Source organism: Ruegeria sp. CG11, assembly GCF_056537245.1.
In genome coordinates this window covers 23409-39271 of record NZ_JBQFRE010000021.1, presented here as the reverse complement: position 1 = coordinate 39271, position 15863 = coordinate 23409, and the positions used below count along the sequence as shown (strand labels likewise).

Annotated in this window: 13 protein-coding genes; 3 read left to right on the top strand and 10 right to left on the bottom strand. The window is 62.2% G+C overall.

All coding sequences use genetic code 11. From position 1 onward, the window contains the following. Positions 1 to 45 precede the first annotated feature (45 nt). The 5 genes from mutL to ACR0KW_RS21595 all read right to left on the bottom strand — a co-directional run bounded on the left by mutL (position 46) and on the right by ACR0KW_RS21595 (position 6086). On the bottom strand, positions 46 to 1911 hold the full coding sequence (gene mutL, locus ACR0KW_RS21615; RefSeq protein ID WP_480806856.1) for a DNA mismatch repair endonuclease MutL: 1866 nt from the start codon (positions 1909 to 1911) through the stop codon (positions 46 to 48). Positions 1912 to 2190: 279 nt separating this feature from the next. Then, positions 2191 to 3120, bottom strand: coding sequence for a metal ABC transporter permease (locus ACR0KW_RS21610; RefSeq protein ID WP_480806855.1), 930 nt, complete (start codon positions 3118 to 3120; stop codon positions 2191 to 2193). Beyond that, positions 3117 to 4322 carry a metal ABC transporter permease gene (locus tag ACR0KW_RS21605; RefSeq protein ID WP_480806854.1) on the bottom strand — a complete coding sequence of 402 codons (1206 nt, stop codon included), beginning with the start codon at positions 4320 to 4322 and terminating at the stop codon, positions 3117 to 3119. Before ACR0KW_RS21605 ends, ACR0KW_RS21610 begins: the two co-directional genes overlap by 4 nt. 3 nt (positions 4323 to 4325) lie before the next feature. After that, positions 4326 to 5129 carry a metal ABC transporter ATP-binding protein gene (locus ACR0KW_RS21600; protein WP_480806853.1) on the bottom strand — a complete coding sequence of 268 codons (804 nt, stop codon included), beginning with the start codon at positions 5127 to 5129 and terminating at the stop codon, positions 4326 to 4328. Between the two features lie 3 nt (positions 5130 to 5132). Beyond that, positions 5133 to 6086, bottom strand: coding sequence for a metal ABC transporter solute-binding protein, Zn/Mn family (locus ACR0KW_RS21595; protein WP_480806852.1), 954 nt, complete (start codon positions 6084 to 6086; stop codon positions 5133 to 5135). A gap of 198 nt (positions 6087 to 6284) precedes the next feature. Between ACR0KW_RS21595 and deoC the strand changes: the two genes are divergently transcribed. From deoC to ACR0KW_RS21580, 3 genes are read left to right on the top strand one after another with little or no spacing between them, the layout of a single operon-like run. Beyond that, positions 6285 to 7283, top strand: a complete 999-nt coding sequence (gene deoC, locus ACR0KW_RS21590; protein WP_480806851.1) for a deoxyribose-phosphate aldolase — start codon at positions 6285 to 6287, stop codon at positions 7281 to 7283. Positions 7284 to 7294: 11 nt separating this feature from the next. Next, complete coding sequence (locus tag ACR0KW_RS21585; RefSeq protein ID WP_480806850.1) at positions 7295 to 9628, top strand: aldehyde dehydrogenase family protein; 2334 nt, start codon at positions 7295 to 7297, stop codon at positions 9626 to 9628. Between the two features lie 24 nt (positions 9629 to 9652). Continuing rightward, the gene (locus ACR0KW_RS21580) at positions 9653 to 10468 is read left to right on the top strand and encodes an SDR family oxidoreductase (RefSeq protein WP_480806849.1); all 816 of its coding nucleotides are present in this window, start codon (positions 9653 to 9655) and stop codon (positions 10466 to 10468) included. Between the two features lie 22 nt (positions 10469 to 10490). Here ACR0KW_RS21580 and ACR0KW_RS21575 read toward each other — a convergent pair whose 3' ends face one another. The 5 genes from ACR0KW_RS21575 to purH all read right to left on the bottom strand — a co-directional run bounded on the left by ACR0KW_RS21575 (position 10491) and on the right by purH (position 15849). After that, positions 10491 to 11801 carry a M16 family metallopeptidase gene (locus ACR0KW_RS21575; RefSeq protein WP_480806848.1) on the bottom strand — a complete coding sequence of 437 codons (1311 nt, stop codon included), beginning with the start codon at positions 11799 to 11801 and terminating at the stop codon, positions 10491 to 10493. Beyond that, positions 11798 to 13138: a M16 family metallopeptidase gene (locus ACR0KW_RS21570; RefSeq protein WP_480806847.1), complete on the bottom strand. Its 1341-nt coding sequence runs from the start codon at positions 13136 to 13138 to the stop codon at positions 11798 to 11800. The genes ACR0KW_RS21575 and ACR0KW_RS21570 overlap by 4 nt, the downstream gene beginning before the upstream one ends. Before the next feature lie 82 nt (positions 13139 to 13220). Further along, complete coding sequence (locus tag ACR0KW_RS21565; protein WP_480806846.1) at positions 13221 to 13739, bottom strand: DUF3035 domain-containing protein; 519 nt, start codon at positions 13737 to 13739, stop codon at positions 13221 to 13223. A gap of 50 nt (positions 13740 to 13789) precedes the next feature. Next, positions 13790 to 14260 (bottom strand): signal peptidase II, encoded by a 471-nt coding sequence (lspA, locus tag ACR0KW_RS21560; RefSeq protein WP_480806845.1) that lies wholly within the window; start codon positions 14258 to 14260, stop codon positions 13790 to 13792. Continuing rightward, positions 14260 to 15849 (bottom strand): bifunctional phosphoribosylaminoimidazolecarboxamide formyltransferase/IMP cyclohydrolase, encoded by a 1590-nt coding sequence (gene purH / locus ACR0KW_RS21555; RefSeq protein ID WP_480806844.1) that lies wholly within the window; start codon positions 15847 to 15849, stop codon positions 14260 to 14262. The genes lspA and purH overlap by 1 nt, the downstream gene beginning before the upstream one ends. Between the last annotated feature and the right edge of the window lie 14 nt (positions 15850 to 15863).

Sequence of the window (15863 nt, the reverse complement as noted above, 5' to 3'; positions counted from 1 at the left end):
CGGATGTTCTTGTTTCATTCTTCATAACCCGGCAACGCTGCCGGATCAACTGCGGCCGAACAATCGCTCGATATCGCTCAGCTTCAGTTCCACGTAAGTCGGCCGCCCGTGGTTGCACTGTCCGGAATGGGGGGTCGCCTCCATCTCGCGCAGCAGGGCGTTCATTTCCTCGGCCCGCATCCGGCGGCCCGACCGGACCGACCCGTGACAGGCCACGCGGCTGAGGATCGCCTCAATCCGCGCCTGCACTGTCTGGCTTTCGCCCTGATCGGCCAGTTCATCGAGGATATCCAGGATCATCGCGCGGGCATCGACCTCACCCAGAATGGCCGGGGTCTCACGCACGGCGATGGCGCCACCACCGAAGGGTTCCAGCGTCAGGCCGAGGCGCGACAGGTCGTCGGCCACGGTCATCAGCCGCGCGCAGTCGCCTTCGGAAAGCTCCACAATTTCCGGGATCAGCAGCGCCTGCGCGGCGACGCCCTTCTCGGCCATCTGGGTTTTGAGCTTTTCATAGACCAGCCGCTCATGCGCGGCGTGCTGGTCGACAATGACCATGCCATCGGCGGTCTGGGCGATGATGTAGTTCTCATGCACCTGCCCGCGTGCCGCGCCCAAGGGCAGGTCAACCACCGCCACTTCCTCGGCAATGGGTGCTGCGGGCGTCGGTTCCACAACGCTGCCGCTATAGTCTTGCGAGAGTTCCGCAAAGCCCGGAGCTTGTGACCTGTAGGCCGCCTGCCGCGCTGCGGGCGATGGCCGGTCCATCTGATAAACCCGCGCGGGTGTGGGCTGAGCAGGGAGCACCGGTTCGGGCCGCATAGCCCCCAATGTGGCATTGGCCACAGTGGTCGAGGCCCGGTGCCCCGCCTCGGCCAGCGCGTGGCGCAGGGCCGAGACAATCAACCCGCGCGCAACGCCGGGATCGCGGAACCGCACTTCGGATTTCGCGGGGTGAACGTTCACATCCACCAGCGTCGGGTCGCAGTCGATGAACAGCGCCGCCGCCGGGTGGCGGTCGCGGCTGAGAAAATCGAAATAGGCCGCCCGGAGCGCGCCGGTCAGCATCTTGTCGCGCACGGGGCGGCCATTGACGAAGAGATACTGCGCCACCGCAGCACCGCGGGAATAGGTCGGCAGGGCAGCATAGCCATAGAGCCGGATGCCTTCGCGCGTGGCATCGATCTGCAGCGCGTTCTCGGCAAATTCGCGCCCGATCACGCGGGCCAGACGGGCGTGCAGCGCGTCGAAAAGATCGCCATTTTCACGGTCAGCGCGGAAGGTCACGCGCCCCTCACCGCCGCCCGAAACATCGCGCAGGGTGAAGGTGATCGCAGGCTCGGCCATCGCCAGACGTTTGACCGTGTCGCCAATCGCCTGCGCCTCGGCCCGGTCGGTGCGCATGAATTTCAGACGTGCGGGAGTGGCAAAGAACAGATCGCGCAGCTCCACCACTGTGCCTGCGCGCAGGGCGGCGGGTTTCACCGCCTCCATCTTGCCGCCCGCCACGTGGATCCGCGCCGCATCCGCGCCCGGCACCCGGCTGGTGATCGTCAACCGACCCACCGCGCCCAGTGACGGCAGCGCCTCGCCCCGGAACCCGAACGTGTGGATGTTCAGCAGATCCGAGCCGTCAATCTTCGAGGTCGCATGGCGCGACAGGGCCAGCGGCAGGTCCTGCGCCGATATTCCGCAACCATCATCAGTGACACGAATCAACGTCTTGCCGCCATCAGCGATATCAATGGCAATCCGTGTCGCCCCGGCATCAATGGCGTTTTCCACCAGTTCCTTGACCGCCGAGGCTGGGCGCTCCACCACCTCACCCGCAGCAATACGGTTGATCGCAGCATCATCAAGCTGCCGGATGACGGGTGGGTTTTCGCTGATATTGGGGTGTGTCTGCGCCATACCACCAGACCTAGCACAGGCGCGCACGATTCTGCCACTGGTTTGGGCCTATCAATTTTAGGGAGGGGCGTTCGAACAATCGCGCCGACCGATGCTGTCACAGGGCAAACCGGAACGCGATTGTCCGAACGATCCGAAGTGAGTGGTGGTCATTCAGAAAAAATCTGGCGCGGGCTTAGCACGATTGAAACATTAAAAGTCATTAACTCTGCCCGCGCAGGATTTCTGAGCGAGTTTCAGCCGACCGCTCGCAGACGGGGGTGGCGGGAACACGCCGTGTCAAGAGGCCTGGGGCGCTCCGACACGGGTTCGGCACGGTCCCCATAGCGCGGCAGTGACCAGGATCAGGCCCGACATGGTGGCAATCATGCCTGCCGCGCTGACAGCGTCCGTTCCGCCCAGCCACAACGGCCCATATCCCGCCAGCACATAGCCCGACACCGCCGAGACGGTGGCGAAGATAACGCTCCACGCGATCTGGGTTTCCAGCCGATTGGTCATCATGCGCGCTGCAGCAGGCGGGCAGATGAACATGGCGATCACGATGATCGACCCCACCGCATCAAAGGCCGCCACGGCGGAAATCGCCGCAACGATCACCAGTGCCATGCCCAGTGCGCCGGTGCGAATGCCGATGGTGCGGGCAAAACCTTCGTCAAAGGTGGAAATCTTCAGCGGCCGCCAGAACAGCCAGATGAACAGGATCACCCCCGCCAGCGTTAGTCCGATACGCGGTAGTTCCGGCGGCAACCCGGCCAGGGCCGTCAGGTCCAGCAAGGATGACCAGCCCACCGCATCCAGCCAGATCAGGCTTTCCAGATTGCCGTAAAGCGCATGTTCCACGTCCAGATGCACGGTCGAAGTGTCGGTCTGTTCCAGCAACAGCACGCCGCCTGCGAACATGGTGGTAAAGACCACACCCATCGCGGCGCCCGGTTCGATCTGGCCCAGCCGCCGGATCGCCTCGATCATCACCACGGCCACAATCGAAGCCCCCGCTGCGCCCAGCATCATCGGCCAGGTCGAGATCGCTCCGGTTAGCAAAAACGCCACCACGATCCCCGGCAGCACCACGTGGCTGATCGCATCCCCGATCAGGGCCTGTTTGCGCAGCACCAAAAAATTACCGGGCAGCGCGCAGGCAATCGCCGCGAATGTGCCGATCAGCAAAGGTGTCAGGGACAGGGGGACAAATTCTTCACCGCTCATGAGGGCACCCTCTGTGGGCCGCCGATCTGGCGGTCGAGTTCAGCGATCTGATCGCGGGTCAGCACCGTTTCGATATCGCGCAACCCGTCATACAGCGCCGCTGTCGCCTCATGCGCCTGATCGGCGCGGACCACTTCCCAGCGTTTTTCGTCGCGCAGGGCTTTGGCTGCGCGGGCCTTGCCGGCCTCGGTGGCGACGCCATCGGCACGGGCCAGCCCGGCGCGTTTCAGCAGGCGCAGGGTCAGCGGTTCATAGATTTTCTGGTCCTGCGCCAGCGCCAGCAGACCCTGCCGGATATGTACCCGGCGTTGGAAACGAAGATGTTTCAGCACCGCCGCCAGAACACCCCGGACCGGGGCCAACAGCAGGGACAGGGCAAAAAACCCAAAGCTGACCAGAACAATAATCGGACCTGTCGGCAGGTTGGGGGCCGAGGCCGACAGCGCCGCCCCCAGATACCCGGCCAGACCACCCGCCAGACCGGCCAGCAGCACCACCCGGTCCGACCGTTCGGTCCAGAACCGCGCCGTGACGGCCGGGATGATCAGCAGCGCCACAATAAGGATAAGCCCGACGATTTTCAGGCCAACCACGGTGACGGCCATCACCAGCCCCATCATCGCCAGATCAATGCGATGCACCGGAAGCCCCCGCGCCGCGGCGTATTCCGGATCGAAGGCCACCATCGTCATCGGGCGCCGGATGATCATCACCAGCACCAGCGTCGCAGCACCTCCAATCGCGATGATCAGCGCATCGGCCCAGAGCATCCCGGCGGTCGAGCCCAGCAGGAACCCCTCCAACCCGGCCTGCCGCCCGACGCCCATGGTCTGAATGACGGTCAGCAGCACGACACCAAAACCGAAAAACACCGAAAGAACCGCCCCGATGGCCGCATCTTCGGCCAGTCGCGTGCGGCGGGTCAGCCAGTTCATGCAGAGCAAACCCACCCAGGCCGAGATCGCCGACCCGGCCAACAGGCCGATCAGATTGCGCCCGTCGCCGCCAAAGGCAACCAACACCATGAAGGCCAGACACACACCCGGCAGGGTCGCGTGGCTGATCGCGTCGCTGACCAGTGCGCGCTTGCGCAGAAACAGGAAGGTGCCGGTTACCCCGGCCGAAATGCCCAGCAAGGTCGCACCGATGGCAACCAGCGTGGCGTTATAGCCAAGCTGCAGGGTCAGAGCGTCCCAAAGCATGATTTACCCCAGTGCGCGCGAGATCTGGTCGATCTGGGCGGTGGCCAGACGGCCTCCGTAAGCCGATTGCAGGGTTTCGGCGGTGAAGGCTTCGGCCACCGGTCCTTCGGCGACTTTGCGGGTGTTGATCAGGAAAACATGGTCGAAATAGTCGGTGACGGTGGCCAGATCGTGATGCACGACGATGACGGTCTTCCCTGCCTCTTTCAGCGATTTCAGCACCGCGATGATGGCCTTTTCCGTGGCCGCATCGACACCGGCAAAGGGTTCGTCCAGCAGATAGAGATCAGCCTCTTGCGCCAATGCGCGGGCCAGAAACACCCGTTGCTGCTGACCGCCCGAAAGCTGGCCGATCTGACGGTCCGCAAAATCGTGCATTCCCACGCGGTTCAGGCAGTCCATCGCCCGGGCCATGTGGCGGGCGCGAATGCGGCCCAGCAGGCCCAATTCCCGGGACAAGCCCATCAGCACCACGTCGATCACACGGGTCGGGAAATCCCAATCCACACTGGCGCGCTGCGGCACATAAGCGATGCGGGCACGTTGCTGCTCCAGCGGCTTGCCGTAGACGGTCACCTGCCCGGATAGTGGCGAAACGATCCCCAAAGCAGCCTTGAGCAGGGTAGATTTCCCTGCCCCGTTCGGCCCGATGATCGCTGTCATCGCACCGGGCTGGACGGTCATATCCACCGAGAACACCGCAGGTTTCTGGCCGTACGAAACTGTCAGGCCGCGAATGGCCAGAGGGCTGTCGTCCAGGCTGTTTTCAGCAACTGTAACACCCTGATTTGCGGCCAGTTCCAGCATCACTCAAAACCCCGCCGACAATTTGCCGTTCATGCCGCGATCGGGCACATCCGCGCCCAGCGCGCCTGCAATGACGGTGATATTGTGGTCCAGCATTCCGATATAGGTGCCCTCATAGGTGCCCGGTTCGCCCATGGCGTCGGAATACAGCTCGCCGCCCACACCCACATCATGACCTTTGGCCGCGGCACCTTCGATCAACGCGCGCATCGACCGGTCGGATACCGAGCTTTCCACGAATACCGCTTTCAGCTGTTTGTCGACCAGCGTGTCCACCAGCTCTCCGATCCGGTTCAGGCCAGCCTCGGATTGGGTCGAGATTCCCTGAATGCCCATCACCTCATAGCCGTACGCCGCGCCGAAATAGCCAAAGGCGTCATGCGCGGTGACCAGCACGCGGTTGTTTTCAGGAACGGAAGCAAGCGCCTGGCCCGCATAGGCTTCCAACTGATCGATCTCGGCCAGATGCGCCTGCGCGTTGGCAGCAAAGATGTCGGCGGCGTCGGGACGCGCTTCGGCCAGCGCCTCTTGCACTTCGACGACCACGTCGCGCCACAGGGCCGGGCTCATCCACACATGCGGATCGTATTTGTCGGCGTAATCGTCATGGGCGCGCAGTTTCGACGTGTCGACCCCCTCGGCCACAGCCACCACCGCCCGCTTGCGGCCCAGATCGTGGAAGAAGTCTTCCATCTGCGCTTCAAGGTACAGACCATGCCACAGGATCAGATCCGCGCGGGTCATGGCAACGATATCGCTGCGGGTCTGGCGATAGGCGTGCGGATCGATGCCGGGACCCATCAGGCCCTTCACCTCGACCTGATCTCCACCCACCTGACGCGCGGCATCGGCAATCATGCCGGTGGTGGCAACCACCTTCAGCGGTGCTTCGGCCCAGGCCGTCAATGGCAATGCAGCGGCAATGGCCAGTGCTGCAAGAAAGCTGCGACGAATCATTTCAGACCCCGATTTGGTAAACTGTTAAGAATGAATATGCGAACCATTCGCAACTAAGTCAACGCTCTTGCGAATTATTCGCAAGAAAATGCCAATTTTGTCCATTTGGTCAAAAAATATACGGCCGCAGCCCCTGTATGCCTTCCATTTACGCGCAACCCGTGCGAATTTGGCGCAAACCTCCCAAAGGATGTGATTATGGAAACGCAGAGCTCAGACAGCCCCGTGCGCACCGCGCATCTGCCGCAAGTGACCGAGCCCAGAAACCCCGGTATGGACCTTGATCTGGACTGGGTGCGCGCTGTGCAGGTCAACACCTCGGCTATCGAACGACGCGCGGCGACCCTGCCCGGTCGGCGGTCGGTGAAGAAAGACTATCAGGCCGCGTGGCTGCTGAAGGCGGTCACCATGATCGACCTGACCACGCTGGCAGGCGACGACACCGTGGGCCGCGTGCGCCGCCTGTGCGCCAAGGCGCGCCAGCCGGTCACGCCCGGTTTGCTGCAGGCGATGGACATGCCGCCGATCACCACCGGCGCGGTCTGTGTCTATCATGACATGATCGAAACCGCCGTTGAGGCGCTGAAGGGCACCGGCATTCCCGTCGCTGCCGTTTCCACAGGGTTTCCCGCAGGACTGTCGCCGTTTCACCTGCGCGTGGCCGAGATCGAGGAAAGCGTGAAGGCCGGGGCCGAAGAGATCGACATCGTGATCTCGCGCCGCCACGTGCTGTCAGGTGACTGGCAGGCTTTGTATGATGAGATGAAAGCCTTCCGCGTGGCCTGCGGTGATGCCCATGTCAAAGCCATTTTGGCGACCGGAGAACTGGGCAGCCTACGCAACGTCGCCCGCGCCTCGCTGGTCTGCATGATGGCGGGCGCCGATTTCATCAAGACCTCAACTGGCAAGGAAAGCGTCAACGCCACTTTGCCTGTGTCACTGGTGATGATCAGAGCGATCCGCGACTTCTATGATCGCACCGGATATCGGGTTGGCTACAAGCCTGCGGGTGGAATCTCCAAGGCCAAGGACGCGCTTGTCTACCTGTCGCTGATCAAGGACGAACTGGGCGACCGCTGGCTGGAACCGGACCTGTTCCGCTTTGGCGCGTCGTCGTTGCTGGGCGATATCGAACGGCAGTTGGAACACTATGTCACCGGGTCCTACTCGGCTGGCTACCGTCACTCCATGGGCTGAGGACAAGAACAATGACAGTCAAAGAGATTTTTGAGACCATGGATTACGGCCCCGCCCCCGAAAGCGCCGCCGAGGCGCTGGCCTGGTTAGTTGATCAGGGCGACAAGTTCGGCCATTACATCGACGGCAGTTTCACCAAGCCCGGCAAAGGGTTCGACAGCCGCAACCCTGCGACCGGAGAGGTGCTGGCCAAGCTGACGCAAGCCAAACAGACTGACGTGGACAACGCTGTCGCCGCTGCCCGCAAGGCGCAGCCTAAGTGGGAGAAGCTGGGCGGCGCAGGCCGCGCGCGGTATCTCTATGCCATTGCGCGGCTGTTGCAGAAACACGCGCGGCTGTTTGCTGTGCTGGAAAGCCTCGACAACGGCAAACCGATCCGGGAATCGCGCGACATCGACATCCCACTGGCGCAGCGGCACTTCTATTACCACGCCGGAATGGCGCAGTTGATGGAGAGCGAGTTGCCGGATGCTGAGGCGTTGGGTGTGTGCGGGCAGATCATCCCGTGGAACTTCCCGCTGCTGATGCTGGCGTGGAAAATCGCGCCGGCAATTGCAATGGGCAACACGGTGGTTCTGAAACCGGCCGAGTATACCTCGCTGACCGCGCTGCTGTTTGCCGATATCTGCTCGCAGGCTGGTCTGCCGAAAGGTGTGGTCAACATCGTCACTGGCGATGGCGCGGTGGGCGAGATGATCGTGAACGCGGACGTAGACAAGGTCGCCTTTACCGGGTCGACCGTGGTTGGCCGCCGTATCCGCGAAGCAACTGCAGGTTCGGGTAAGGAACTGACGTTGGAGCTGGGTGGAAAGTCCGCCTACATCGTTTTCGACGACGCCGATATCGACAGCGCCATCGAAGGTCTGGTCGATGCGATCTGGTTCAATCAGGGTCAGGTCTGCTGTGCGGGCTCGCGCCTGTTGGTTCAGGAAGGCATCGCCGACCGGTTCCACGACAAGCTGCGCGCGCGGATGGACAAGCTGCGCGTTGGTGATCCGCTGGACAAATGCATCGACGTGGGTGCGGTTGTGGACCCGGTCCAGCTGCAGACCATCAAGGGCATGGTCGAAAGTAATACCGCAGGTCATGTCCATCAGGCGGCCTGTGAACTGCCTGCGAATGGATGCTATTACCCGCCGACCCTGATCTCGGGCCTCGAAACCTCGGACCCGCTGATGCAGGAAGAGATCTTTGGCCCGGTACTGGTCTCTTCGACTTTCCGCACCCCGGAAGAGGCGGTCGAACTGGCCAACAACACCCGTTACGGATTGGCCGCAACAGTCTGGACCGAGAACGTGAACCTCGCACTGGATATCGCGCCCAAACTGGTCGCAGGCGTGGTCTGGGTCAACGCCACCAACCTGTTCGACGCCGCTGCCGGTTTCGGCGGCGTGCGCGAAAGCGGTTTCGGTCGTGAAGGCGGCTGGGAAGGTCTGAGCGCCTACACCAAGCCCAAAGGCAAGGCCAAGCCGCTGACCAAAGTCGAGGCTACCATGGGCGAAGGGGCTCCGGTCGACCCCATTGACCGCACCGCCAAGATGTATGTGGGCGGCAAACAGGCGCGGCCCGACAGCGGATATTCGAAACCCATCTGGGGCAAATCCGGCCTGCTGGGCCATGTGGGTCTGGCGAACCGCAAGGATGTGCGCAACGCGGTTGAGGCCGCGGCGGGCGCCAAAGGCTGGTCCAAGACCACCGGCCATCTGCGCGCGCAAATCTTGTACTACATCGGTGAAAACCTATCGGCCCGTGCCGAGGAATTCGCCGCACGCATCGACGCCATGACCGGCAAGAAGGACGGCGCGAAAGAGGTCGAGGCCTCGATCCAGCGCCTGTTCACAGCTGCCGCTTGGGCCGACAAATATGACGGTCAGGTGCACGGCGTTCCGATCCGGGGCGTTGCCATTGCCATGAAGGAACCGGTCGGCGTGATCGGCGCACTCTGCGCGGATGAGGCGCCTCTGCTGGGTCTGGTCTCGGCCATGGCTCCGGCGATTGCGATGGGCAACCGGGTGGTGCTGGCAGCAAGCGAGCCCTACCCGTTGGCAGCCACGGATTTCTACCAAATTCTGGAAACGTCGGACGTGCCCGCAGGCGTGGTCAACATCCTGACCGGCAGCCATGCGGAACTGGCGAAACCGCTGGCCTCGCATCTGAACGTGGATGCGGTCTGGTCGTTCTCGTCCACCGATCTGTCGAAAGAGATCGAGGTCGTCTCGGCCGGGAACCTGAAACGGACCTGGGTCAATAACGCGACGGCATTCGATTGGGGCATGGACCATTCCCGCCGCTTCCTTCAGGCTTCGACCGAGATCAAGAACATCTGGGTGCCCTACGGAGAGTAGGGCTCCCCTCGAAGGGAGGCCTACATGGATTTTGCAAACAAAACCGTCATCGTCATTGGCGGCACCAGCGGCATCAACCGGGGCATTGCCGAGGCCTTTGCGGCCTCGGGTGCCAAACTGGCCGTCGCCAGCCGGTCGCAGGAAAAGGTAGATGACACCGTCGCCGCGCTGATGGCTGCGGGCGCGGCTGACGCCATTGGTGCTGCCTTTGATGTGCGCGACCCCGAGGCGGTGGCAGCGGGCCTGAAACAGTTCCACGACGCGTTCGGCAATTTCGATGTGCTGGTTTCCGGTGCGGCGGGCAACTTCCCCGCACTTGCGGCCGAGATGTCGGTCAACGCGTTCAAAACCGTGATCGATATCGACCTGATGGGCACAGTCCATGTGATGAAAGGGGCCTATCCCTATCTCAAACGGCCCGGCGCCAGCATCATCAATATCTCGGCGCCGCAATCCTATCTGCCGTACGAGGGCCAGGCCCATGTCTGCGCCGCCAAGGCGGGCGTTGATCAGATTACCCGCACCCTGTCGATGGAATGGGGGGTCGAGGGCATCCGCGTGAACTCGGTCGTTCCCGGGTTCATCGAAGGGACCGAAGGCGCGAAACGTCTGGCACCCACCGAAAACGCCCATGAAGAACTGCGTCGCGATGTGCCTCTGGGCCGCTGGGGTCAGCCGCAGGATGTAGCCAATGCCTGCCTGTTCCTCAGTTCCGATCTGGCCAGCTATATCAGCGGCACGGTGATGGCTGTGGATGGCGCGCTGTATCAGCGCGGCTCGGGCAAATTTGGTCAGATGATGGGGCAGATGCTGCGCAACGCAGCGGGGAAAAAGGGCTGAGGCGCGCTCAGCCCCCTTTTCATCAATTCGTGGTTTCCAGACCTTCGGGTTTACCGACAACGGTGAAATGCAGCCCTTCGGGGTCGAGCAGTTCACTGGCCACACGGTTCACATCTTCCAGCGTCACCGCGTTCACCTTGTCGTTGCGGGTGGTGATATAGTCGATGGGCAGATCATCCATCTGCATCCCGACCATGATCCCGGCGATCTGCCCGTTGCCATCAAAGCGCAGCGGGTAGGCCCCGGTCAGATAGGTCTTGGCATCATCCAATTCTTTCTGCGTCACGCCTTCGGACGAGGCCCGGGCCCATTCATTGCGGATCACCTCGACCGCCTCGGCGATGCGGTCATTGCCCGAGGACACCGAACCCAGATAGACCGAGGCCAGATCCTTGGGCACCAGATAGGTCGCCACACCATAGGTCAGGCCGCGCTTTTCGCGCACTTCCTGCATCAGGCGGCTTTCGAACCCGCCACCGCCCAGAATGTGATTCATCACAAAAGCGGCAAAGAAATCGGGATCATGCCGGTCGATGCCCGCGTGGCCGAACAGGGCCACCGATTGGGGCGTGTCGAATTCGACAACGCTGACCCCGCCGGGGATGGTCACGTCGGCGCGGTCCGGAATGGGTTTGCCGGTTTCGGGCAGGTCAGCCAGCAGCTTGTCCAGAAGCACACCCAGTTCTTCGGCCGTGATATCGCCCACAGCACCGACATAGAGCCGGTCCTTGGCAAACACGTTGTCATAAGCGGTGACCACATCATCGCGGGTCAGCGCGCTGACACTTTCGATCGTCCCCTTGCCTTCGGTGCCATAGGGATGATCGCCATAGGCCATACTCGCGAAGTTACGTCCGGCTATGTCGTTGGGATCGGTCTGGTCCGACCGCAGGCCCGATACAACCTGCGCCTTGACCCGCTCAACCGCGTCCTCATCAAAGCGCGGTTCGTGGATCGTCGTGCGCAGCAGGTCAATCACCTCGTCGCGGTTTTCGGTCAGGAATTGGGTCGAAATCGAAACCGAGTCATCAGACGCGTTGTAGCTGAACGAGGCCGCCAGTGATTCCAGTTCGCGCGCATAGGTGCGGGCATCCATGTCGCCGGCACCTTCTTCGATCAGGCCGCTCATCAGATAGGTGGCCCCACGCTTGCCGGGTTCGTCCAGCGAAGTGCCACCACGAAAACGCAGTTCCAGCGCGGTGAAGGGGATCGAGTGGTCCTCAACCAGCCAAGCGGTGATGCCGCCGGGCGAGGTCACCTCTTCGATCTCGATCTCGGCCCATGCGGGCAGCGCGATGACGAAAGCGATCAGAGTTGCGAATATGCGTTTCATTGCGTCACCTCATCGTCGCGCATCAGCCAGCCGGTGACCGACGCCTCGGGTTGCAGCACCTCGCGGGCGGCGGCGATGATCTCATCCCCCGTCACGGCCTGCAGGATATCGGGCCAGGCCTGCACATCCTCGACCGTCAGACCGCTGGTCAGGGCGCGGCCATAGCGGTTGCCGATACCGTCCACGTTGTCACGGGCATAGGTCTGGGCCGCGCGCAACTGCATCTTGATCCGGTCAAGGTCTTCTTCGTTCACACCCTCAGTGATAAAATCGGCCACCGCCTGATCCATCGCGTCCTCGGCCTCTCGCAGCGACACGCCCTGCGCCGGAACAACCAGCAGATCGAAGGTCGTGTCGTCCAGAGAGACACCGCGGTAGAAAGCCCCGGCATAAACGACCATTTGCTGCTCGAACTGTAGCTTTTCGTTCAGATAGGACGTGGTGCTGCCACCCAGCAACTCGGCCAGCAGGAACAGCGCTGCGGCTTTCTCCTGCTCACCCGGATCGCGTTCGGGCGCCAGATAGCTGCGCTGCACATAGGGCTGGGACACCCGCGCATCCTTGAAAGTCAGGCGACGTTCGGCGGTTTGCGGCGGCTCTTGCGAGCGCACCCGTTCGGGCAGCTCCGGATTGGCGGGGATGACACCATAATATTTCTCGGCCAGTGCCTTGACCGCGTCGGGTTCCACATCGCCGGTCACCACCAGAATGGCGTTATTGGGCGCGTAATGGGTCTGGTAGAAGGACAGCGCGTCCTCCATGTCCAACGTCTCCATCTCGTGCCGCCAGCCGATGATCGGTACGCCATAGCGGTGGTTGAGATACTGCGATGCGCTCATCTGCTCGCCAAACAGGGCACGGGGGCTGTTATCAGTGCGCTGATTGCGTTCTTCTAGGATCACGTCGCGTTCGGTGACGATGTCCTCTTCGCTCAGGCGGATGTTGCGCATCCTGTCCGCCTCCATCCGCATCATCAGCTCCAACCGGTCGGCGGCGACGCGTTGGTAATAGGCGGTGTAGTCATAGGACGTAAACGCGTTGTCATTGCCGCCATTGGCCGCAACCGTGGCTGAAAACTCACCCGGGGCCAGCGTATCAGTGCCCTTGAACAGCAGGTGTTCCAGAAAATGCGCCACGCCGGACGAGCCGACCGGCTCATCCGCAGACCCGGCCCGGTACCAGACCATATGCTGCACGACCGGCGCGCGGTGATCTTCGACCACAACGACATTCATGCCGTTATCCAGCGTGAAGGTTGTGACCGCCTCGTGCCCCTCTTTGGCAAGCAAGGGGGTGGCGGCAACAAGGGCGGCAGACAATGCCAGAGCCCGAACCATGGGGCGTCCTCCGTTTCGTTCAATGGTGTTCAAACTACGGTGGTGCAGCGCAGGTTCAAGGCCGATGACGGAAAGTTAAGATTTATTCATCGACCGGAGGCGCGGAAGGCGTCTCGATCCCCGCACGGCGCGCCGCTTCGTTTTGCGCGTTGGCATCAAGCGACTGACGCTCGTACACCTGCGAATAGCGGTCCACCTTGAACAGGCGCAGACGGGTCAGGCGGCCCTGTTTCCTGCGGAATTCGGCATCTTCGGTATCGACAACCTGCCGCGTGTTGGACGGCACACCATAGCGGCTGGACGCGGTCACCAACGCCGCATCGGAAGACGGGATGGCGGCATTGGCATTCAGCGCCGCCTCGTTACCGCCCAGCGCCACAATCGCGTCCGCCTTCGGATTCGGATCGGTCAGGTTTGTTCCACCCGGCGTTGGCGCAGGCAGGAACTTGTAGTCCTTGGGCTGGGTCAGTGGTTCCACCGGCATAACCGAGAACTCATCCGGGCCGTCTCCCGGCGCCTCAAGATGGCGCAAACCGACATTCGAGCACCCGGCAACTGCAAGGATCAGTGTCACAGCAAGTATGGAACGCGGCAACCGCATCAGAGTCTCCAGCCAGTTTCAGGCGCTTTTATCGCATATCATCCGGCGCGTCACGAGGGCTTTTTGCCCTCGAACAACACAAGCCCGATGGCGCCCGCAAAGATGAAGACATCAGCCAGATTGAACACGAACGGGTTGTTGATGCCGCAGCAGGACATGTTCAGGAAATCCAGAACATATCCATAGATCACACGGTCCAGCACATTTGCCAGCGCGCCGCCGATCAGCAACCCGCCACAGAACAGCATCAGTTTAGACGGTGCCGTGCGCATCAGCCAGATCAGCACGCCGATCGAGATGGCCAGCGAGATACCGATCAGAATCCAGCGTGCGGTGTCGGTATCCCCTTGGAAGAGGCCAAAGTTGATACCCCGATTTTCGCCGTATTTGAACACCAACAGGGGCGGCAGGACATCGATTTTGCCCTCGGCCACGCGCATCACGTGAACGACCAGATACTTGCTGATCTGGTCGATCAGAAACGCGGCCAGCGCGGCCCAGAGCAGAAGGCGAAAGCGCATCAGTGGCGGAAGTGGCGCATGCCGGTGAAGACCATGGCCAGACCGGCTTCATCCGCCGCCGCGATCACCTCATCGTCACGCATCGATCCACCGGGCTGGATGACGCAGGTGGCACCGGCCTCGGCGGCCTCCATCAGACCGTCGGGGAAGGGGAAGAACGCGTCAGACGCTACGGCAGAACCGATGGTCAGCGGTTGGGCCAAGCCCAGCGTATCAGCCATGCGTTCGGCTTTCTTGGCTGCGATCAGGGCCGAGTCGACGCGGCTCATCTGGCCCGCACCCACGCCCACAGTCGCACCGTCCTTGACGTAGACGATGGCGTTGGACTTGACGTGTTTCGCCACTTTCCACGCAAACAGCAGGTCGCGCATCTGCTCCTCGGTTGGGGCCTTTTTGGTGACCACTTTCAGGTCATCCATGCCGACAAAGCCATTGTCCTTGTCCTGTACCAGCAGGCCACCGGCCACCTGACGCACGGTTTTGCCGCCTGCAGTCACGTCCGGCAGACCTTCGGTGGTCAGCAGTCGCAGGTTTTTCTTGGCGGCAAAGATCGCCTTGGCCTCGTCCGATGCGCCGGGGGCGATCACGACCTCGGTGAAGATACCGGTGATTTCCTGCGCGGTTTCAGCGTCCAGCGGCTGGTTCAGCGCTACGATGCCACCAAAGGCCGAGGTACGGTCGCAATCGAATGCCGCTTTGTAGGCCTCCAACAGAGTCGCGCCTTTGGCCACACCGCAGGGGTTGGCGTGTTTGATGATGGCACAGGCCGCGCCTTGTGCCGGGTCAAACTCGGCCACCAGCTCAAACGCCGCATCGGTGTCGTTGATGTTGTTGTAGCTCAGTTCCTTGCCCTGATGCTGCACGGCGGTCGCCACTCCGGGGCGGTTGGTGCCGTCGGTGTAGAAGGCCGCCGACTGGTGGCTGTTCTCGCCATAGCGCAGGGTCTGTTTCAGCTCGCCGGCAAAGGCGCGGCGTTTCGGGGCTTCAAGCTCCAGCGCGTCGGCCAGCCAGTTTGACACGGCGGTGTCATAGGCGGCGGTGCGGGCATAGGCCTTTTGCGCCAGCTTGCGGCGGAATTTCGGGCAGGTCGCGCCGTTATGCTGGTCCATGTCGCCCAGCAGCTTCTCGTAATCCTCGACGTCCACGACAACGTTGACGAAAGCATGGTTCTTGGCCGCGGCGCGGATCATCGCCGGGCCGCCAATGTCGATGTTCTCGACACATTCATCGTAATCGGCACCTTTGGCCACGGTGGCCTCGAACGGATAAAGGTTCACCACCAGCAGATCGATGGCACCGATGCCATGCTCGGTCATCGCGGCGACGTGGGTGTCGTTGTCGCGCAGCGCCAGCAAGCCACCATGAACCATTGGGTGCAGGGTTTTCACCCGGCCGTCCATCATTTCTGGGAAGCCGGTAACCTCGCTGACATCCTTAACCGCAAGCCCCGCATCACGCAGAGCCTTTGCGGTGCCGCCGGTTGACAGCAGCTCGACCCCGCGCTCGGACAGCGCCTGTCCCAGTTCGATCAATCCGGTCTTGTCGGATACGGAAAGCAACGCGCGGCGCACGGGGTGAAGGTCGGTCATGGGTCCAAAGGTCC